16 protein-coding genes and 1 pseudogene are annotated in these 19,821 nt (G+C 66.9%); 5 read left to right on the top strand and 12 right to left on the bottom strand.

From position 1 onward, the window contains the following. On the top strand, nucleotides 1-522 hold a 522-nt coding region (locus AC1DXV_RS18325; protein WP_477934851.1), incomplete at its 5' end, for a TSUP family transporter. Nucleotides 523-542: 20 nt separating this feature from the next. After that, nucleotides 543-1,259 carry an ArsR/SmtB family transcription factor gene (locus AC1DXV_RS18320; protein WP_477865326.1) on the top strand — a complete coding sequence of 239 codons (717 nt, stop codon included), beginning with the start codon at nucleotides 543-545 and terminating at the stop codon, nucleotides 1,257-1,259. Here AC1DXV_RS18320 and queC read toward each other — a convergent pair. The 12 genes from queC to AC1DXV_RS18260 all read right to left on the bottom strand — a co-directional run bounded on the left by queC (nucleotide 1,217) and on the right by AC1DXV_RS18260 (nucleotide 17,946). Continuing rightward, the gene (queC, locus tag AC1DXV_RS18315; protein WP_477865327.1) at nucleotides 1,217-1,954 is read right to left on the bottom strand and encodes a 7-cyano-7-deazaguanine synthase QueC; all 738 of its coding nucleotides are present in this window, start codon (nucleotides 1,952-1,954) and stop codon (nucleotides 1,217-1,219) included. The two genes, AC1DXV_RS18320 and queC, sit on opposite strands and share 43 nt — an antisense overlap. Then, nucleotides 1,951-3,231: a glutamate-5-semialdehyde dehydrogenase gene (locus AC1DXV_RS18310; RefSeq protein WP_477865328.1), complete on the bottom strand. Its 1,281-nt coding sequence runs from the start codon at nucleotides 3,229-3,231 to the stop codon at nucleotides 1,951-1,953. Before AC1DXV_RS18310 ends, queC begins: the two co-directional genes overlap by 4 nt. A 118-nt stretch (nucleotides 3,232-3,349) precedes the next feature. Then, nucleotides 3,350-4,336 (bottom strand): dipeptide ABC transporter ATP-binding protein, encoded by a 987-nt coding sequence (locus tag AC1DXV_RS18305; RefSeq protein WP_477865329.1) that lies wholly within the window; start codon nucleotides 4,334-4,336, stop codon nucleotides 3,350-3,352. Beyond that, on the bottom strand, nucleotides 4,333-5,304 hold the full coding sequence (locus AC1DXV_RS18300) for an ABC transporter ATP-binding protein (protein WP_477865330.1): 972 nt from the start codon (nucleotides 5,302-5,304) through the stop codon (nucleotides 4,333-4,335). The genes AC1DXV_RS18305 and AC1DXV_RS18300 overlap by 4 nt, the downstream gene beginning before the upstream one ends. 5 nt (nucleotides 5,305-5,309) lie before the next feature. Continuing rightward, the gene (locus AC1DXV_RS18295; protein ID WP_477865331.1) at nucleotides 5,310-6,218 is read right to left on the bottom strand and encodes an ABC transporter permease subunit; all 909 of its coding nucleotides are present in this window, start codon (nucleotides 6,216-6,218) and stop codon (nucleotides 5,310-5,312) included. After that, nucleotides 6,218-7,225, bottom strand: coding sequence for an ABC transporter permease subunit (locus AC1DXV_RS18290; protein ID WP_477865332.1), 1,008 nt, complete (start codon nucleotides 7,223-7,225; stop codon nucleotides 6,218-6,220). Before AC1DXV_RS18290 ends, AC1DXV_RS18295 begins: the two co-directional genes overlap by 1 nt. 74 nt (nucleotides 7,226-7,299) lie before the next feature. Next, nucleotides 7,300-8,907, bottom strand: coding sequence for an ABC transporter substrate-binding protein (locus tag AC1DXV_RS18285; RefSeq protein ID WP_477865333.1), 1,608 nt, complete (start codon nucleotides 8,905-8,907; stop codon nucleotides 7,300-7,302). A gap of 85 nt (nucleotides 8,908-8,992) precedes the next feature. Continuing rightward, nucleotides 8,993-9,970: an AEC family transporter gene (locus AC1DXV_RS18280; protein ID WP_477934849.1), complete on the bottom strand. Its 978-nt coding sequence runs from the start codon at nucleotides 9,968-9,970 to the stop codon at nucleotides 8,993-8,995. Between the two features lie 27 nt (nucleotides 9,971-9,997). After that, a complete protein-coding gene (locus tag AC1DXV_RS18275; protein ID WP_477865335.1) occupies nucleotides 9,998-10,219 on the bottom strand; it encodes a hypothetical protein in 222 nt (73 codons plus the stop codon). Nucleotides 10,220-10,300: 81 nt separating this feature from the next. Then, entirely contained in the window at nucleotides 10,301-11,116 is an 816-nt protein-coding gene (locus AC1DXV_RS18270) for a phosphate/phosphite/phosphonate ABC transporter substrate-binding protein (RefSeq protein WP_477865336.1), read from the bottom strand. Nucleotides 11,117-11,348: 232 nt separating this feature from the next. After that, entirely contained in the window at nucleotides 11,349-15,137 is a 3,789-nt protein-coding gene (locus AC1DXV_RS18265) for an EndoU domain-containing protein (protein WP_477934847.1), read from the bottom strand. 130 nt (nucleotides 15,138-15,267) lie between these two features. After that, nucleotides 15,268-17,946 (bottom strand): DNA topoisomerase III, encoded by a 2,679-nt coding sequence (locus AC1DXV_RS18260; RefSeq protein WP_477934845.1) that lies wholly within the window; start codon nucleotides 17,944-17,946, stop codon nucleotides 15,268-15,270. Between the two features lie 126 nt (nucleotides 17,947-18,072). On the opposite strand from AC1DXV_RS18260, the gene AC1DXV_RS18255 reads away from it, so the two are divergent. The 3 genes and pseudogenes from AC1DXV_RS18255 to AC1DXV_RS18245 all read left to right on the top strand — a co-directional run. Continuing rightward, on the top strand, nucleotides 18,073-18,621 hold the full coding sequence (locus AC1DXV_RS18255; protein ID WP_477867720.1) for an SET domain-containing protein: 549 nt from the start codon (nucleotides 18,073-18,075) through the stop codon (nucleotides 18,619-18,621). 7 nt (nucleotides 18,622-18,628) lie between these two features. Further along, nucleotides 18,629-19,636, top strand: a complete 1,008-nt coding sequence (locus AC1DXV_RS18250) for a biotin--[acetyl-CoA-carboxylase] ligase (protein WP_477867718.1) — start codon at nucleotides 18,629-18,631, stop codon at nucleotides 19,634-19,636. After that, nucleotides 19,636-19,821: pseudogene (locus AC1DXV_RS18245) on the top strand (SPOR domain-containing protein); the annotation flags it as partial. The gene AC1DXV_RS18250 and the pseudogene AC1DXV_RS18245, both read left to right, overlap by 1 nt.

Here is a 19,821-nt window from a genome sequence, read left to right as displayed (position 1 = left end):
CTGCTGGCCGGCGTGTGCGCCGGCGTCGCGCTGGGCGCCGGCTGGCTGAGCGCCGGCCACGCACCGGCCTGGGCCGGGCTCGCGCTCGGGCTGTCGCTGCTGGCCTATGCCAGCCTCGGGCTGCTGTCGGTGCGGCTGCTGGTGCCGGCGCGGCTCGAGCCGTGGCTGGCGCCGTGGGTCGGCGTGGCCACCGGCCTCGTCACCGCCGCGACCGGCGTGTTCGTGATCCCCGCCGTGCCGTGGCTGCAGGCGCTCGGCCTGGCGAAGGACGAGCTGGTGCGCGCACTCGGCATCTCGTTCCTGGTGTCGACGATCGCGCTGGCGGTCAGCCTGCGCCATGGTGGGGCGCTCGATGCCCAGGCCGCGGGCAGCTCGCTGCTGGCGCTGTTGCCGGCGCTGCTTGGCATGGGCCTCGGCCAGCGGCTGCGCCGCGCGGTGCAGCCGGAGGCGTTCAAGCGCGTCTTCTTCGCCGGGCTGTGGCTGCTCGGGGCCTACCTGGCGCTGCGCGCGCTGCTGACCTGAGCACGTGCGAGGATCGTGCGATGAGCAGCCCCGAACCGCGCTTCGCCCGCATCGCCGCGATGATCGGCGACCCGACCCGCGCCCGCATGCTGGCCGCGCTGATGGGCGGCCAGTACCTCGCGGCCGGCGAGCTGGCCGAGGTGGCAGGCGTCACCGCGCAGACCGCGAGCACGCACCTGACACAGCTGGTCGACAACGAGCTGGTCGTCGTGCGCACACAGGGCCGGCACCGCTACTTCCGGCTCGCCGATGCCGACATCGGCCATGCGCTCGAAGCCTTGTCGCTGGTGGCCGAGCGAGCAGGCAGCGCCGACAAGTGGAACCACGGCGCCTACAAGCCGCTGAAGGCCGCACGCACCTGCTACAGCCACCTGGCGGGCGAACTGGGCGTCGCGCTGTTCGACGGGCTGCTGGCCCGCGGCACGCTGGCGCCGCGCGACGGCCAGTTCGTGCTGACCGATGCCGGCCGCCATGAACTGCAGGCGCTGGGCATCACGCTGCCGGCGGCCGGGTCGAAGCGCCAGGCCTACGCGTGCCTCGACTGGTCGGAGCGCCGCGACCACCTCGCCGGCGGGCTGGCCGTCAACCTTCTCGACCACGCGATCGAGCACGGCTGGCTGCGCCGCGTCGACGGCTCGCGTGCGTTGACGCTGACGCCGGACGGGCGACGCGCCCTCGCGCCGTGGCTGTCGGCTCAGCGGGATTGTTCGGTGTCGGCGAACGGCATCGCGCCGTGACGGCGCCAGGCGGCGTAGCCGCGCGAGCGCAGCGCACAGGCCGGGCACTGGCCGCAGCCGTAGCCCCATTCGTGGCGCAGCGTGCGCTCGCCGAGGTAGCAGGTGTGGGTGTGCTCGACGACGATCTCGGTCAGCGGCTCGCCGCCCAGCACGTCGGTCAGCGCCCAGGTCTGCGCCTTGTCGAGCCACATCAGCGGCGTCTCGATCGTCATCGGCGTGTCCATGCCCAGGCTCAGCGCGACCTGCTGCGCCTTCAGCGTGTTGTCGCGGCAATCGGGGTAGCCTGAGAAATCGGTCTCGCACATGCCGCCCACCAGCACGCTCAAGCCGCGCCGGTAGGCCACCGCGGCGGCGAACGTGAAGAACAGCAGGTTGCGCCCCGGCACGAAGGTGTTCGGCAGGCCGCTCGCATTCATCTCGATCGCGCGCGACTTGGTCAGCGCGGTGTCGGAGATCTGGCCGAGCAGCTGCAGGTCGAGCAGGTGGTCGTCGCCGAGCTTGCCGGCCCAGCGCGGGAACTTCGCATGCAGTTGCGCGCGCACGTTGAGCCGGCATTCGAGCTCGACGACGTGACGCTGGCCGTAGTCGAAGCCGATCGTCTCGACGTGCGCATAGTGGTCGAGCGCCCACGCGAGGCAGGCGGTCGAATCCTGGCCGCCGGAGAACAGCACCAGCGCCGAACGGGGATCGCTCATGTGCGCACCTCGCCTTGACCCAGCACGACCCACTTCATCGACGTGAGCCCCTCCAGCCCGACCGGCCCGCGCGCGTGGAACTTGTCGGTGCTGATGCCGATCTCGGCGCCCAGCCCGTACTCGAAACCATCGGCGAAGCGCGTGCTGGCGTTGACCATCACGCTGGCCGAATCGACCTCGCGCAGGAAGCGCATCGCATGGCCGTGGTGCTCGGTGAGGATCGCATCGGTGTGGTGCGAGCCGTGGCGGTTGATGTGCGCGATCGCCTCGTCGACGCTGTCGACCAGCTTCACGCTGATGATCGGGGCGAGGTATTCCTCGTTCCAGTCCTGCTCGCTCGCCGCGGTGAGCGTGAGCCCGGCCACCGGCCGCAGCAGCGCGAGCGCGCCTGCATCGCAGCGCATCTCGACGCCCTTCGGCGCCCACAGCGCGCCCAGTCGCGGCAGGAAGGCGGCTGCGATGTCGCGGTGCACCAGCAGCGACTCGGCCGCATTGCAGGGGCTGTACTTCTGGGTCTTGGCGTTGTCGGTGACGCGCAGCGCGAGCTCGAGCTCGGCCTGCGCATCGACGTAGACGTGGCAGTTGCCGTCGAGGTGCTTGATCACCGGCACGCGCGCCTCGCGGCTGATGCGCTCGATCAACCCCTTGCCGCCGCGCGGGATGATCACGTCGACCGCTTCGGGCGACGCGATCAGGTGGCCGACGGCGGCGCGGTCGGTGGTCTGCACCAGTTGCACCGCATCGGGCGGCAGGCCGGCCTCGGCCAACGCGGCCTGCACCAGCTTCCACAGCGCGAGGTTCGAGTGGATGGCTTCCGAACCGCCGCGCAGGATGCAGGCATTGCCACTCTTGATCGCGAGCGAAGCGGCCTCGATGGTGACGTTCGGGCGGCTCTCGTAGATCATGCCGAACACGCCCAGCGGCACCCGCATCTGGCCGACGCTGATGCCGCTCGGCCGGCGGCGCAGCCCGGTGATCTCGCCGATCGGATCGGGCATCGCGGCGATCTGCTCGCAGCCTTCGGCGACGGTGGCCAGCACCTGGGGCGTGAGCTTCAGGCGGTCGACCATCGGCGCGGCCAGCCCGGCGGCGACGGCCGCGGCGATGTCCTGCTGGTTGGCCTGGGCGAGCGCGCCGCCGTCTTCGCGCAGCCGGCGCGCCAGCGCGACCAGCGCGGCGTTCTTCGCGGCGGTGGAGGCAGCAGCCATTCGGCTGCTGGCGGCGCGAGCCGCGGCGCCCATGTGGGCGATCTCAGCCTGGAGGTCGTTCGAGGTCATGCGGGCGATTGTCGCAGGATGACTACCCCTCGCCCGGTGGGTACACCGGTCGGTCCCCCGAGGGGACGCGGGCCGGCTTGGGGCGGCCCGGCGCTCGGCCCGCTCGCGGCTGCGACCGTCAGGCCAGCTCGGCCGAGCGGTGGCACGCCGCCAGTTGCCCCGGCGCCACCTCGGCCAGCACCGGCACCTCGATGCGGCAACGCTCGATCGCATGCGGGCAGCGCTTGTGGAACGCGCAGCCGCTCGGCGGGTTCAGCGGCGACGGCAGCTCGCCGGCCAGCACCGCCTTCTGCGCGCGCGAGGCCGCATCGATGCGCGGCGTGCTCGCCAGCAGCGCCCGTGTGTACGGGTGGCGGGGGGCCGCGAACAGCTGCCGCTTCGGCGCCTTCTCGACCACCTTGCCGAGGTACATCACCAGCACCTCGTCGGCGATCAGCTCGACCACCGCCAGGTTGTGCGAGATGAAGACGTAGGCCACCTGCGTCTCTTCCTGCAGGTCCATCAGCAGGTTCAGCACCTGGGCCTGGATCGACACGTCGAGCGCCGACACCGGCTCGTCGGCGACGACGATGCGTGGCTGCAGCATCAGCGCGCGCGCGATCGCGACGCGCTGGCGCTGGCCGCCGGAGAACATGTGCGGGTAGCGCTGGTGGAACTCCGGGCGCAGGCCGACGCGCGCCATCATCGCGCGCGCGCGCTCGGTGCGCTCGGCGGCCGACAGCGTGGTGTTGATGACCAGCGGCTCCTCGAGCGCATGGCCGATCCGCTTGCGCGGGTTCAGGCTCGCGAACGGGTTCTGGAACACCATCTGCACCTCGCGGCGCAGCCGCTTGCGGGTGGCCGCATCGGCGTTCGCGACATCGACGCCGGCCAGCACCAGGTGCCCGGTGGTCGGCGTCTCGATCATCGTGATCTGGCGCGCCAGCGTGCTCTTGCCACAGCCGGATTCGCCGACCACGGCCAGCGTGCGGCCGGCCTTCACCTCGAACGACACGCCATCGAGTGCGCGCGCGAGGGCCTTCGGCTTCAGGAAGCCCTGCGAGACCGGGTAGTGTTTGGCCAGGTCGTTGGCGACCAGCACGACTTCATCACGTTCGGCCGTCATGCCGCCACCTCCGTCAACGGAAAGAAGCAGCGCGCCTGCGCGCCTTCAGGCCCGTACAGCGCCGGCCGCTCGGCACGGCAGGTGTCCTGCACGCGCGGACAGCGCGGCGACAGCAGGCAGCCGCCCGGCCGGTCGTACGCTCCCGGCACCACGCCGGGCATCGAGCTGAGCCGGCGCCGGCCGATGTTGTGCTCCGGCAGCGCCGACAGCAGCGCCTCGGTGTACGGGTGGCGCGGCGCCTCGAAGATGCGCGGCACGCCGGCCGTCTCGACCACCTCGCCGGCATACATCACCTGCACGCGCTGCGCGACCTCGGCGACCACGCCCAGGTCGTGCGTGATCAGCATCAGCGCCATGCCGCGCTCGCGCTGCAGGCGCAGCAGCAGCGCGAGCATCTGCGCCTGGATCGTCACGTCGAGCGCCGTGGTCGGCTCGTCGGCGATCAGGAGCCGCGGGTTGCAGGCGATCGCCATCGCGACCATCACGCGCTGGCTCATGCCGCCCGACAGCTGGTGCGGGTAGGCATCGAGCCGCCGTTCGGCATCGGGGATCTCCACATCCTTCAGCAGCTGCAGCGCGCGCGCCCGCAGCGCCTTCTTCGAGCCGCCTTCGTGGATGCGCAGCGTCTCCATCAGCTGGTAGGCCACCGTGAAGCACGGGTTCAGGCTGCTCATCGGATCCTGGAAGATCATCGCGATGTCGCGGCCCAGCATCTGCCGGCGCTGCTTCAGCGGCATCGTCAGCAGGTCGTGGCCATCGAAGCGCAGCGCCTGCGCCGAGACCCGGCCGGGCTCGTCGATCAGGCCCATCAGCGCGAGCGCGGTCACGCTCTTGCCCGAGCCCGACTCGCCGACGATGCCCACCACCTCGCCCGCATCGATGCGCAGGCTCACGCCGTCGACCGCCTTGAACGGCGACGCGACCGGGCCGAACTCGACCCGCAGTTGATCCACTTCCAGCAAGGGCATCGGTCTTATCTCTTCAGCTTCGGGTCCAGCGCGTCGCGCAGCCCGTCGCCCATCAAATTGAAGGCCAGCACCGACACCAGGATCGCGAGACCCGGCAGCGTGACGACCCACCATGCACTCTGGATGAACTCGAGCGCGCTGGCCAGCATGGAGCCCCATTCGGGCGTCGGCGGCTGCGCGCCCAGGCCGAGGAAGCCGAGCGCGGCCGCATCGAGGATGGCGGTCGAGAAGCCGAGCGTCGCCTGCACGATCAGCGGCGCGGCGCAGTTCGGCAGCACGGTGTCGAACATCAGCCGCAGCGTGCCGGCGCCGGCCAGCCGCGACGCGGCGACGTAATCCTTGCCCAGCTCGCCGATCACCGCGGCGCGTGTCAGGCGCACGAAGTGCGGCAGCATCACGATCGCGATCGCGTACATCGCGTTCATCAGCCCGGGGCCGAGGATCGCGACCACCGACACCGCCAGCAGCAGGCTGGGCAGCGCCAGCATGATGTCCATCAGCCGCATGATCGTGAACTCGACACCGCCGCGGAAGAAGCCGGCCAGCAGGCCCAGCACGACGCCGATGCTCAGCGACAGCCCGACCGACACCAGCCCGATCAGCAGCGACAGCCGGGTGCCGTGGATCAGCCGCGACAGCACGTCGCGCCCGACCGGGTCGGTGCCGAGCAGGAAACGGTGGCCGTTGACCGGCTCCCACGACGGCGCATGCAGCGTCGCGTCGCGGTACTGTTCCGACGGCGAATAGGGCGCGATCACGTCGGCCAGCAGCGCGCACAGCAGCAGCGCGACGACGACCGCGAGGCCGATGATCGCGCCGCGGTTGCGGCGGAAATCGCGCCACAGCTCGGCCAGCTGCGTCGGGGGCGCGCCGGTGTCGGGCGGGGCAGCTTGCGGAAGGCTGGCTTGGCTCATCAGTGGTGCCTGATTCGAGGGTTGATCACGCCGTACAGCAGGTCGACGACGAGATTGACCGCGATGATCACGGTGGCCGACATCAGGATGCCGCCCTGCACCGCCGGGTAGTCGCGCCGGTGGATCGCCTCGACCAGCCACTTGCCGATGCCCGGCCACGAGAAGATCGTCTCGGTGAGGATCGCGCCGGCCAGCATCGTGCCGACCTGCAGGCCCACCGTCGTGACGACCGGGATCAGCGCATTGCGCAGTGCATGGATGCCGACCACGCGCCAGGTCGACGCGCCCTTCGCGCGCGCGGTGCGCACGTAATCTTCGCGCAGCACCTCGAGCATCGACGAGCGCGTCATGCGCGCGATCACCGCCAGCGGGATGGTGCCGAGCGCGACGGCCGGCAGGATCAGGTGCGAGACCGCGCTCCTGAACGCACCGGGGTCATCGGACAGCAGCGAATCGATCAGCATGAAGCCGGTGACCGGCGGGATGTCGAACTGGATCGCGATGCGGCCCGACACCGGCGTCCAGCCGAGCGTGACCGAGAAGAACAGGATCAGCAGCAGGCCCCACCAGAAGATCGGCATCGAGTAGCCGGTCAGCGAGGCGCCCATCACGGTGTAGTCATAGACGGTGTTGCGCTTCATCGCGGCCAGGATGCCGGCCGGCAGGCCGATCGCGAGCGCGAGGAACAGCGCGACCATCGACAGCTCGATGGTGGCCGGGAACAGCGTCAGGAATTCGCGGAACACCGGCTCGTGCGTGATGGTCGACAGGCCCAGGTCGCCGTGCAGCGCACGCCAGACGTAGTCGAGGTACTGCTGCCACAGCGGGCGGTCGAGGCCGAACTCATGCACCAGGCGCGTGTAGCGCTCGGGCGTCATGCCGCGTTCGCCGGACATGGCTTCGACCGGGTCGCCCGGCAGCAGGCGGATCAGCGAGAACACCAGCAGCGTGATGCCGATGAAGGTCGGCAGCACCAGTGAGAGGCGTTTGGCGAGGAAGGTGAACATGGAGGAATGCGTTCAGGCTGGACGGAGGTGAAGAACCTCCGTCCAGCCTGTGCTTCAAGACAAGGAAGACCTGCTTACTTCGCGAGGTCCACTTTGGTGAAGTAATGGTGCGCCGTGGCGTCCATCTTGTAGCCGATCACTTCCTTGCGCACCGGATCGAAGCGCACCGAGTGGGCGATCGGGATCCACGGCGCTTCTTCGTGCGCGATCTCCTGGGCCTTGGCGTACAGCGCGGCGCGGTCGGCCTGCTTCGTGACGGCCTTGGCCTTCTGCACCAGCTCTTCGAAGCCCTTGTCGCACCAGCGCGCGACGTTGCCGCCGCCCTTCACCGCCGAGCAGCCCAGCAGCGGCACGAAGAAGTTGTCGGGGTCGCCGTTGTCGCCGGACCAGCCGAACATCATCGCGTGCTGTTCACCGGTCTTGCTGCGCTTGCGGTACTCGCCCCACTCGAAGGTGATCAGCTTGGTCTTCACGCCGATCTTCTCCCAGTCGGCCTGGATCAGCTCGGCCATGCGCTTGCCGTCCGGGTTGTACGGGCGGGTCACCGGCAGGTACCACAGCTCGACCTCGGTGCCGTTCGGGAAGCCCGCCTTGGCGAGCAGCTCCTTGGCCTTGGCCGGGTCATAGGCGTAGTCGGTGACCTTGTCGTTGTACGACCAGAGCGTCGGCGGGATCGGGTTCTTGGCTGGCTGGCCGGCACCCTGGAACACCGAGTCGAGGATCGCCTTCTTGTTGACGGCCATGCTCAGCGCCTGGCGCACCTGCTTGTTGTCGAACGGCTTCTTCTCGACATTGAACGCGATGTAGCCGACGTTCAGGCCGTTCTGCTGCACCAGGTTGATGTTCGGGTCGGTCTTCATCAGCGCGACGTCGGCCGGCTTCGGGAAGGCCATCACATGGCACTCGCCGGTCTTCAGCTTGGCGTAGCGAACGGAAGCGTCGGTGGTGATCGCGAACACCAGGTTGTCGATCTTCGGGCGGCCGCCCCAGTAGGCGTCGAAGGCCTTGTAGCGGATCACCGCGTCCTTCTGGTACGAGACAAACTGGAACGGGCCGGTGCCCACCGGTTCGCGGTCGAGCGCCTCGGGCGTGCCGGCGGCCTTCATCTTCTCGCCGTACTCGGCCGACAGGACCGACGCGAAGTCCATCGCCATGTTGGCCATGAACGGTGCCTCGGCCTTCTTCAGAACGAATTTCACCGTCATCGCGTCGACCTTCTCGACGCGCTCGACGATGTCCTTCATGCCCATGTCCTCGAAGTACGCGTAGGTCGCGCCCGGCTGGGTCTTGGCCAGCGGGTGGTTCGGGTCGGCCATGCGGTTGTACGAGAACAGCACGTCGTCGGCGTTGAAGTCGCGCGACGGCGTGAACTTGGCGGTGCTGTGGAACTTGACGCCCTTGCGCAGCTTGAAGGTGTAGCTCAGGCCGTCGGCGGCGGCGCTCCAGCTCTCGGCCAGCGCCGGGATGATGTTGGTGGTGCCGGTGTCGAACTCGACCAGGCGGTTGAACATCGGCACGGACACCGCGTCGAAGGTGGTACCGGTCGTGTAGTACTGCGGATTGAAGCCTTCCGGGCTGCCCTCGGAGCAGTAGACCAGCGTCTTGGCCGCGAACGATGCGCCCGCGCAGGCCAGCAGGCAGGTGGCCACGAGGGCCTGGAGGGGGAAGCCGCGAAGTTTCATGGGGGTGGGTCCTGAGAAGGGTTGTCCAACGTCTGAAGGAAAGGCGCCGCCTTGTGGGCAGCGCGGCGGATGATAGCGCGCTGGCCTAGGCCAGCCGGCCGGGCAACCACAGCCACAGCGGTGCCGTCAGCATGTAGCCGCAGGTCGACAGCACGATCGCCGCGGTGGCCTCGGCTTCGAGCGCCGTGTAGCGCTGCGCGAAGATCAGCGCATTGCTGCCGATCGGCAKCGCCGCCGCCATCACCACCACCGCCAGCGGCAGCCCCGAGAGCGCGAAGCCCCAGTGGCCGACGACCAGCACCAGGGCCGGCAGCACCAGCAGCTTGAGCACCGAGATCACCACGGCACCGCGCACGGCGCCCTGGACGCCGTAGTACGCAAGTGACATGCCAATCAGCACCAGGCACAGCGGCACGACCGGCAGGCCGAGCTGCACCAGCACCTCGTCCAGCACCGCGGGCATCGCCAGTCCCGACAGGTTCCACACCAGCCCGGCCAGCACCGGCAGCGTCACCGGATGGATGATGGTGTTGCGGGCGGTCCGCGCCAGCGTGCGCCCCAGGTGGGCGCTCGAATGCCCCAGCCGGACGCGCTCGTGCGCCAGGTCGATCTCGACCAGCGCAGTGAGCACCGTCAGCAGCGTCAGCGCATGCAGGCTGACGATCGCGACGTGGATGGAGAGCCCGGCCTCGCCGAACAGCGCGGTGGCGAGCGGGATGCCGACCTGCACCGTGTTGCCGAAGCTGGCCGAGATCGCGCGCACGCTGGGCGCGGCCGTCGGCAGCGTGCCGGCGCGCACGCGCGGCCGCTGCCAGGCGTAGACGCCGAGCAGCAATGCGAGCACCGGCACGAAGAACGCGAGCAGCGTGCCCCACGGCATGCCGACGAGGTCGAGCCGCGACGTGGTGCGGAACAGCAGCGCCGGCACGAAGAGGTAGAACGCGGCGTTGCCCAGCACGCGCGCAGGGTCGTTGTCGCCCAGCCAGCGCAGGCGGCCGGCCAGGTAGCCGAGGGCAACGATCAGGAAGATGACGAGGAGCTTGAGCAGCACTGGCAGCGACATCGCGCCAGTATCGATCAAGCCCTCGCGTCAACCGGGTGCCGTTGCGGCAGCGGCGGGGTTGACCCGCTTGGTCGGCATGCTCAGCCAGTAGACCTTGACGCCGCGGCCGAGGGCGGTGCGGTCGATCGCGGCCACCTTCTGCTGATCGACCTCATAGGTGGCTGAGCCCGGGGTGCTGGCACAGGCGCCCAGCAACACCACGGGCAGCAACGCGGGCAGGACACAGAACGCACGAACAACACGCAGCATGGCGGGCTCCTCGGGAAACGTTTCCGGGCTTCCCGAGATTAGGCGCCGCGCGACCGCAGCGCAACCGGCACGAACCCGGCCCTACAGGCCCAGCCAGGCCCCGATCGACATCAGCGCCGCGTCGTCGTAGCGCACGAAGCCCTGGTACTTGGTCGGTTCGAGCTTCTTGCGGCCTTCGTCGCTGCCGTCCAGCCCGAGCAGGTACTCACGCACCTTCTCGACCTGCTCGGCCGACAGGTTGGGGCTCGCGATGATGTGCTTGATCGGCACCGGCTTGGACTTGAACATCACCTTGCCACCCTTGGCCAGCCAGTCCTTGACCACCGCGTTGGACGCCGTCGCGCCGGCCTGCGTCAGGTTGTTCTCGACGAAGAACGGCACCGCGTCCTGGTAGCGGGTGTAGGTGGTGGCGACCAGCTTCGGGTCGCCGATCGCGTCGCGCAGCGAAGCGCGCACCATCCAGGCGGTGATCGAGTCCTCGTCCGGCGCGCCCAGCTTGCGGCCCTTCAGGTCGGCGAGCGTGGCCAGCGGCGAGTCGGACTTCACGAGGAAGCTCGCGCGGTACTCCAGGAAGCCCTTCGTCACGACGACCAGCTTGTAGCCGGGGTTCTTCATCGCGGCGATCGAGATGTGCGCCGGATGCACCATCGCCAGGTCGTAGGCCTTCTCGGCCAGCCCGCGCTTGAGCGACGGGTAGTCGCCGATCGGCTCGACGCTGACCGGCTGCTTCAGGATCCTGCTCAGGTCGGCCGCGATCGCGGCGTACTTGGCCCGGATCTCTTCGCTTGGCACGCGGTAGGTCACGCCCTCGTTGACCGCAAAGACCAGGGCCTGGGCCCAGGGCGCGCAGGCCGCGAGCGCCACCGCGACCAGCCATCGGAAGTCACGCAGTTTCATTCGGAATCCCTGCTCCAGTGTTTGACGCCTGCGGCCTCCAGCAAGAGGGGCCGCCCATCGCGTCACCCTGGAATGTCAACAGTCGCTGATCTGTGGCTGTCGACAGGCATTCCGAGCGTGCGCGCACTTGTAGTGCGTGCAGTGTCTCATTACACAAGAGTCACATTCAAGCAAGTCTTGTGTGACAAAACTGCGCTTACGGGCCGTCAGCATCTCGCCCGTGCGCCTCCATTCAAGATTCTCTTGGCGGGAAACCAGGCAATGGATGGCAATTGATCTTGCCGGTGCCCAGGTGCTTGTAGAAGCGAATCCAGACGCCGGAGTCCGAAAGGCGATCCCACGGGCCCATGCCGTTGCTGAACTCGTCGCCGTTGCTCAATGCGCTGGCGATCTGCTTCACGATGTCCTGCTCTTTCCAGGCCTCCGGAAAGAACGTGGAGGGAGCTGCTTTCGCGACCCAGGCACGAGTCCGGGAATTGAAGATTTTCACGGATGCGGTGAACGTTCCGTTGAGATGCATGACCTTGGTCCCGGCTTCAATCTGCAGCGTGTGCCTGTTCAGCAGCGCATGACCGCCGACGGCTTCGCCCTGCGGAGTCACCTTGCCATTCAACGAGTGCTCTATGTCGATCTGCCGACGCGCGAGGAGTGATGCTGGGCTTTCCTCGACGGTCACCTCCGCCGTGGCAACCTGCGATTTTCTGACCGTGCTCCACGCTGCGGGCAATTGCTCGCGTGTCCGTGGCGATAGCCCCTCACGCACCCGATCCAGTCGGCGTTGCAGAGGCCTGTGGCTGCTGAATGCTGCCCACAGTTGCTTCTGCGCCTGCTGGTCCCACGCTGGATTGGCCAGGCACAACCAGTCCATCAGGGCGCCGAGGGCCTTCTGTGCCGATGCGTCGCACGCGATGGCCCACAGGATGTGGCTGCGCTCCAGCATGGCAAGCAAGCCTTTGAACACGCTCGGCACCGCCCCGGCAGGAGCCTTGTCCAACACATTCAGCAGCAGCTTCAGGCCCGCGACGTCGCCGGCCTGGATCAGCACATCGAAGACCGTGCGGAGGTCTTTGTCGACAGCCAACAGATCCGTGAAGACCTCCTGCGCATCCCGTTGCGCCAGTGCGCGTGGGATGAACGGCAAGAAAGGCGGGGACTGGGCGATGAGCCCGAGAAACTGCGCAACGATGTCGGCATGGCGCCCCTGCAGTGCAACCTGGAATGCCGACTGGCCGCTTGTGTCCGGCTGCACAAGCAAAGTCGCCGTTATCCGGAAGAGAGCGTTTCCAGCTGCCAGCAAAGGACCCAGCAGGGCGCCTACCAATTCGGGGCTGGCGCGTTTCACGGCCGCATGAAGCGCAGTTCCATCTTGTGTTCTGAAAAGAAGATAGCGATTCAGCGCTTCGGGTGTGAGCTCAGTTTCGCGCGTCAGGGCAATCCAGCCTTCGACGGTCTTTCGCATTTGTTCCGCATTCGTGACAATATGCAGGCGCGTTGCCCGGTCAGAATTTCGGGACGAGTAAACAACATCGATTTTCAACTGCTGGCGCAATTTCCATGAGCTGCTGCATGATGCTTCGCTGATCGCCAACATCATCGGTACATAGGCTTCCCGCGGGACGTTTCCCTGGATCAGGCGGGGCAGCATGTTCGCCAGCAACAGGGACTTGTGCTCTGGCGTCAAGCTCGCTGGCTTGGCCTGAAGCAGCGGTGCAAGCACGATTCTCATCGCCAAGCTGCTCAGCACGTCTGCCGGAAGCTGGCCGAGTGCTTGCGACAGCATGCGCGCCTTGCTGTCGCGGTTCAGTTTGGCAGAGGCAATGCCCTCAAACAAGAACGCAACAGGAGCTTCCAGGCCGCTCAATCCTCCCATRCACACAAGAATGGCCATTCCAAGCAACGGAAAAATTTCCTTTTCACCCGCCTTGAGAATGGATTCTTCGATCTGATTTGACAGACTGGCCTTCTGCTGCTCGTCGATATTTAATTCTCGAGTATCACTCTTCATCAAGACAATAAATTCAATGAACGACGACAGATTCGCACTCTGAACGACAGCCCAAAACGGGGTGCACCTGGAAGCGTCTCTGGCGCACCAAAGGGGGGTCAGCGAGAATTTCGCGGGAAACCTCAACAATGTCGTGAGGAAGGTCGCCAGGCGCCCCCTGGAGCGGGCAAATTGATGCAGAGCCGTAGCGCCGCCTGCATCTTTCGAGAGCAAGTACTTGGTGAATTCGCTTTGCGAGAGCGTCTCAGATGAGGCGAGGATGAGCATGGCGGCCATGAAGCCATCGAATTCGCTATCGGAGCCGTTGCCCTTGGCGTAACCGTGAAGGGCGGTCATCCCTTCACCGCAGAAGGTCAGGACGTCGGTCACGACACGAATGATATCCTGATGTTCTGCCTCTGGTTCATGGGTGATGATGAAGCGCTCTATCGCATTCTTGAGGACTGTCGCATCGGCAACACGCGGCCGATCGATCCTGAGCAGCCCTATCAGCAGGGTTGTCTTTTCTACTGAATCTTCTTGTTTTCGAAGATTGGTTCTGCCCAGACTCAACAACTTTTTCCTGATTTCCTTCTCCCCCCCAATATTATTGATTATTTGCCGTTGTCTTTTGTCCAAGCGACTGATCAACTTCTGACGGCCAGGTCGTTTCAGTTCGCGAGGAATGACATCGCTGGATCCCACCATGGTGCCAATTGCCTTCATCAGGGATTGAATCCATGGGCCTGCATCCTCGCCACGTGCGGCAGCATGCCAGAACGCAGTGTCCCCATTCCTTGTCTTCTTTTCAAGTACTTCTCCGAGGAAGAGGATGTTGCTGATCTCGCCCCCGGAATTCGCCCATGGTTTGCGGGAAATTTTTTCGATCAGATAAATGATATTGCCTGTTTCTCCAGTTTCGGCAGCAATATGGAAAATGGTTCTGCCGGCATGATCCTGGCAGAACAAGATGTCCATGTCTTCGTGGCATTTCGACGCATGAACCACAAGGTCGACGAATTCCCGGAATGGCAAGGAATCGGTTGCTCGAAATAGTTCGTGAAATTCGGGGCTCCCGCCGGGAGTTCTGGGAAACAAGCTGACGGATGCACGGATAATATCTCTGTTGATCTGACATTTTGGAAAATTTTTGAGTATTCCATCAATGGCATCTGGCAATTTCCTGGCCGCTTCGCAGGGAACCATGACGTTGTCAGGCTGCATCGCGGCGATCAAAAACCTCTGCTTGGCGATCGGCGCGGCATCTCTCGCGAGAATGAAGCGAACCAGCCTCGCCAACATGTCACTTCCATGTTGGGCCGCCTGTTGCGCAAGCGGATAACCTGTTTGCACCTCACACATGCACAGCATGTCCTTGACCGGTGAGAGTTCGGAGCGTGCGCTGAATCTGGGATGCTTCTGCATCCTGGCGAAAGCCACTTCATCCATCATATTTTCGAGCACGCTTGTCGTCGCATCGACGCCCGCTTCCAGTTGTTTTCGAATGAAGCCATGGTGAGTCGCCTGCCCAGGTATTCCGTTCTCGTCGAATTCAACGGTCGACCACGCTGGCCGGACGTGTTCATCCATCCAGCTGACTTCGCACCTCTCGGGAATCAAGAAACTGATACCGGTGGTCGCGGATTCAACTCCAATCGCAATTTGCAGCGGTTGTGGTTGCGACATCCGCAAATCAACGCGCTTGCCCTTGAAGTTCGGCAGTTCGACGCGAGCCAGGTGGGTCAAGCATTTGACTCCCTCCGGCACGAGGGCCATACCGGCTGGAAAGATGATGGTGCGGACCGATTCGCTCCACGCTGGCAGGTTCTCTCGCACCGTCGCGTCCAGCAACCACAGGGCGCTCGGTGGCACCTGGCTCAAATCCAAGGTGCCCGTGGAATCGGGCGCACGCGGAATGAGCGCCGAAGTCCGCGCCGGCAGGATCGCGTCGGCGGGCGTGTGGCTTGCCCTGTCGTCGCGACGGCGCACCGGAGGCAACGAGGGTCTTTGGGAGCTGAAACGATGGACGTTGGACATGAGCGGGCCGCCAAGCAGAGGAAACAACCTCCTTGGTCACAGCCCTGTGGCACTCATCCCTAGTACAGATGCACCCTGACGAGGCGTTGGTCGCCTGCTGTCCGCCGGACTCCGGCGGACAGCATCGCGGTCACTTCTTCGCGATCTTGCGAACCGCCTTCTTGGCAGGCGCTTTTGCCGCAGCCGCAGCCGGGGCCGGGGCCTGGGCCTCGGTTTCCGGCGCAGGCGCCCCGGCCTTCGCAGCCGCCGACTTGCCGGCCGTCTTGGCCGGCGGCTTCGCGGCGCGCGGCTCGAACTCGAAGCTGACCTTGCCCTCCTTCTTGTCGAAGGCCAGGAAGGCCTTGAACTTGCGCCGCGTCTTGTTCGAGACGAAGTTCTCCAGCAGGTCGGTCTTGCCGGTGGCGAGCAGCTTGCTCATCTGCTCGCGGGCCACCGGCTGCTGCAGGATGATCTTGCCGCTCTTGAAGTCGCAGGTGATGTGCGCGCCGACCGCGTGCTCGCAGACGTAGGAGCTGCCGAACTCGAAGACACGGCCCTGGCACTTCGGGCAGTGGCCCAGGCTCTCCTGGTCGGAGAAGTCGACCGGCTCGCCCGCCTCGGCGTTCTTCGCGTCCTCGCCGAAGTCGAACTCCAGCTTCCAGTTCTTGATCTCGTCGTCGAACGCGAGCTTCAGCTCGGCCGTGAACGGCCAGCCGGCCTTCGAGCGGAAGCCTTCGAGCGGGCCGATCTTCTTGTCGGCGATGAAGCGCTCCACCTCGTCGAGCTCGAAGCTGCGCCCGCCGGGGATCTTGCTGATCGAGAAGCCGCAGCCGTTGTCCTCGGCCGCGTTCGTGCCCACGCAGGTGAAGCGGCGGTAGTTCTCCTTCACGACGCCGCCGCAGTTCGGGCACGGCGTCTTGAGGGTCGCGTAGTCGCCGGGGATGGTGTCGCGGTCGTACTCCTTGGCCTTGGCGACGATGCGCTGCGTCATCGCCGCGATCTCGGCCATGAAGGTCTCGCGGCTGAGCTTGCCCTTCTCCATCTCGGACAGCTGGAATTCCCAGTTGCCGGTCAGCTCGGGCTTGGTCAGGTCCTCGACGCCCAGGCCGCGCAGCAGCGTCGTGAGCTGGAAGGCCTTCGCGGTCGGGATCAGCTCGCGGCCCTCACGGTGCATGTACTTCTCGAGGATCAGCCCTTCGATGATGGCCGCGCGCGTGGCCGGCGTGCCCAGGCCCTTCTCCTGCATCGCCTCGCGCAGCTCGTCGTCGTCGATCAGCTTGCCGGCGCCTTCCATCGCCGACAGCAGCGTCGCCTCGCTGTAGCGCGCCGGCGGCTTGGTCTTCATCGGGTTGACCGCCACGTCCTCGGTACGCACCAGCTCGCCCGCGGCGACCGCCACCAGGTTGGCGTCGTCCTCCTGCGCCTCGCGGCCGTACACCGCGAGCCAGCCGGGCTTCACCATCACCTTGCCGTTGGTCTGGAAGCTGTGCTCCTTGCCGGCGGTCTTCACGGTGCTGATGCGCGTCGTGACCATGAACTCGGCCGACGGGAAGAAGACCGCGAGGAAGCGCTTGACGACCATGTCGTACAGCTTGGCCTCGACCTCGGTCAGGCTGCGCGGCGCCTGCAGCGTCGGGATGATGGCGAAGTGGTCCGACACCTTGGCGTTGTCGAAGATGCGCTTGTTCGGCTTGACGTAGCCTTCCTTGAGCGCTTTCGCCGCATGCGCCGACAGCGGGCGCAGCGGGCCCGGCAGGTCGTCGGTGGCCAGCATCTGCATCGTGTCCTTCACGACGGCGACATAGTCTTCCGGCAGGTGCTTGCTGTCGGTCCGCGGGTAGGTCAGCACCTTGTGCTTCTCGTACAGCGCCTGCGCGATGCTGAGCGTGGTCTTTGCGCTGAAGCCGAAGCGGCCGTTGGCCTCGCGCTGCAGCGTGGTGAGGTCGTACAGGCCGGGCGCGCTCTGCGTGCTGGGCTTGGCCTCCTCCGTCACGCTGGCCGGCTGGCCGCGCGCCGCCTCGGCGATCGCGTTCGCATCGGCCGCATTCCACAGGCGGTCGGCGCGCTGCTCGGCGTCGTCGGGGTTCTTCTTCCACTTCGGGTCGAACCACTTGCCCTCGTACTCGCCGGCCTGCGCCGCGAAGGTGGCCTTCAGCTCCCAGTAGTCGCGCGAGACGTGCTTGCGGATCTTCTCCTCGCGCTCGACGACGATCGACAGCGTGGGCGTCTGCACCCGGCCGACGGTGGTCAGGAAGAAGCCGCCGTCGCGCGAGTTGAACGCAGTCATCGCCCGCGTGCCGTTGATGCCGACCAGCCAGTCGGCCTCGGAGCGGCTGCGCGCCGCCTGGGCGAGGCCCTGCAGGCTTTCATCGCTGCGCAGGTTGTCGAAGCCGTCGCGGATGGCCGCCGGCGTCATGCTCTGCAGCCACAGCCGGCGCACCGGGTGCTTGCTCTTCGCGTGCTGCTGGATCAGCCGGAAGATCAGCTCGCCCTCGCGCCCCGCGTCGCAGGCGTTGATCAGGTCGGTGACGTCCTTGCGCTTGACCAGCTTGACGATCGCGTTCAGCCGCCCCTTGCTCTTGTCGATCGGGTTCAGATCGAAGTGCGGCGGGATCACCGGCAGGTTCGCGAAGCTCCACTTGCCGCGCTTCACGTCGAACTCCTCCGGCGCCTTGATCTCCAGCAGGTGGCCGACGGCCGAGGTCACGATGTGGTGCTCGCCCTCGAAGTACTCGTCGTGCTTCTCGAACTTGCCCGCGGTGGGCGTCAACGCACGCACGATGTCCTGGGCGACGGAGGGCTTCTCGGCAATGATCAGTGACTTGCTCATGGGACTTTCTGGTGATGGCTCGGCCGGGGTCGGCGCGTGCTCTCTACAATCCGGGCTTCTCGCGCGCATGCACGCACACGCATGCACGCGCGCGCACCCATGAATTCAATGTACCCAAAGAAACCGATGACGCAAGCCGGCACCGCCAAGTCCCCTCGGTCCACCCCTCGGTCCGGACCGACCCCCGTGCCCACCCCCGTGCGGGCCGCAGGCCAGGCGGCCGCCGCCGGCCGGCGCATCCAGGTGCGCCGCTCCGGCGTGCACGGCAAGGGCGTGTTCGCGATCGCACCGATCGCCCGCGGCGAGGTCGTGATCGAGTACAAGGGCGAGGTGATCCCCTGGGAAGAGGCGCTGCGCCGCCATCCGCACGACCCGAAGGACCCGAACCACACCTTCTATTTCCAGCTCGACGACGGCGAGATGGCGATCGATGCCAAGTACGGCGGCAACGCGGCGCGCTGGATCAACCACGCCTGCACGCCGAATTGCGAATCCGACGAGATCGACGGCCGCGTGTTCATCAAGGCGAAGCGCGCGATCAAGCCGGGCGAGGAACTGTTCTACGACTACGGCCTGATCATCGACGAGCGCTACACGCCGAAGCTGAAGAAGGAATACGAATGCCGCTGCGGCACCCGCAACTGCCGCGGCACGATGCTCGCCCCGAAGCGCTGAGGCTGCGATGAGCGACCCCACCGAAGACGACACCCTCGACACCACGCTGCCCGCGGCGTCGCCGCAGCACTGGGGTGCCGAGGCGCTGTGGCAGCAGCTCGAGCCGCTGCTGCCGGGGCTGAGCGTCGAGGTCGTCGCGCGCATCTCGTCGACCAACACCGCGCTGCTGGAGCGTGCCCGCGTCAACATCAGCGCGATCGACGAGGCCCCGGCCGAGCTGGTGCAGGTGCGCCGCAGCGTCGAGAGCGCCGCCTTCGGCCGCCGCGCCGCCGACGTGCAGCCCTGCCTGCTGGTGGCCGAGCACCAGACCGGCGGCCGCGGCCGCATGGGCCGCGTCTGGAAGGCTGCGCCGGTCGCCTCGCTGACCTTCTCGCTGTCGCTGCCGATGAACCCGCCGGATTGGTCGGGGCTGTCGCTCGCGGTCGGCTGTGCGCTGGCCGAGGCGCTCGACCCGCGCACGCCGGGCGATGCGAGCGCGCCACGGATCGGCCTGAAGTGGCCGAACGACCTGTGGCTGATGGAGGCCGGATCCGACGAAGTTGCCAGCACCGGAGCACGGCTCGGCCGCAAGCTCGGCGGTGTGCTGATCGAGACGGTGGCCGCCGGTCCGCGGCGGCTGGCGGTGATCGGCATCGGCATCAACGTGCAGCCGATGCACGCCACCACCGAGCTGAACACCGGCTACGGCTGCGTGCAGGAAATCGACACCACGCTGACCGCGCCGACCACGCTCGCGCGCGTGGCGCTGCCGCTGGTGAAGGCGCTGATCGAGTTCAACCGGCGCGGCTTCGGCGCCTTCGTCGACCGTTTCGCCGCACGCGACCTGCTGCGCGGCCGCGCGATCACGACCACGCAGCCCGACGTGGCCGAAGGCATCGCCGACGGCGTCAGTGCCAACGGCATGCTGCGCGTGCTCACCGCCGACGGCCCGCGCGAAGTGGGCAGCGGCGAGGTCAGCGTGCGCCTGACGCCGGCCGACGGCGGCGCGCCCGACCCGCAGGCCGAGGACGCCTGATGCTGCGTGCGATCGTGCTGGTGCTGCTGCTGGCGAACCTGGGCTTCTGGGCCTGGACGCAGGGGCAGCTCGACGGCGTGGTCGGCGTGCGCGCGCAGGGGGACCGCGAGCCGGAACGGCTGGCGCGCCAGGTGCGCGCGGACAGCGTGCACATCCTGCCGGCGGGCGCGACCTCGGCCCCGGGC

It is taken from the genome of Rhizobacter sp. P3_C12, from assembly GCF_056402735.1.
The sequence above is the reverse complement of the archived record's forward strand: the minus strand, read 5'-3'. Positions and strand labels throughout refer to the sequence as shown.

Excerpts from the sequence above, each read along its gene's own strand:
- queC (WP_477865327.1), bottom strand. The coding sequence starts at position 1,954 with ATGAGCGATCCCCGTTCGGCGCTGGTGCTGTTCTCCGGCGGCCAGGAT.
- AC1DXV_RS18260 (WP_477934845.1), bottom strand. The coding sequence starts at position 17,946 with ATGAGCAAGTCACTGATCATTGCCGAGAAGCCCTCCGTCGCCCAGGAC.
- AC1DXV_RS18320 (WP_477865326.1), top strand. The coding sequence starts at position 543 with ATGAGCAGCCCCGAACCGCGCTTCGCCCGCATCGCCGCGATGATCGGC.
- AC1DXV_RS18285 (WP_477865333.1), bottom strand. The coding sequence starts at position 8,907 with ATGAAACTTCGCGGCTTCCCCCTCCAGGCCCTCGTGGCCACCTGCCTG.
- AC1DXV_RS18295 (WP_477865331.1), bottom strand. The coding sequence starts at position 6,218 with ATGAGCCAAGCCAGCCTTCCGCAAGCTGCCCCGCCCGACACCGGCGCG.
- AC1DXV_RS18275 (WP_477865335.1), bottom strand. The coding sequence starts at position 10,219 with ATGCTGCGTGTTGTTCGTGCGTTCTGTGTCCTGCCCGCGTTGCTGCCC.
- AC1DXV_RS18255 (WP_477867720.1), top strand. The coding sequence starts at position 18,073 with ATGACGCAAGCCGGCACCGCCAAGTCCCCTCGGTCCACCCCTCGGTCC.
- AC1DXV_RS18290 (WP_477865332.1), bottom strand. The coding sequence starts at position 7,225 with ATGTTCACCTTCCTCGCCAAACGCCTCTCACTGGTGCTGCCGACCTTC.
- AC1DXV_RS18300 (WP_477865330.1), bottom strand. The coding sequence starts at position 5,304 with ATGCCCTTGCTGGAAGTGGATCAACTGCGGGTCGAGTTCGGCCCGGTC.
- AC1DXV_RS18310 (WP_477865328.1), bottom strand. The coding sequence starts at position 3,231 with ATGACCTCGAACGACCTCCAGGCTGAGATCGCCCACATGGGCGCCGCG.
- AC1DXV_RS18305 (WP_477865329.1), bottom strand. The coding sequence starts at position 4,336 with ATGACGGCCGAACGTGATGAAGTCGTGCTGGTCGCCAACGACCTGGCC.
- AC1DXV_RS18270 (WP_477865336.1), bottom strand. The coding sequence starts at position 11,116 with ATGAAACTGCGTGACTTCCGATGGCTGGTCGCGGTGGCGCTCGCGGCC.
- AC1DXV_RS18250 (WP_477867718.1), top strand. The coding sequence starts at position 18,629 with ATGAGCGACCCCACCGAAGACGACACCCTCGACACCACGCTGCCCGCG.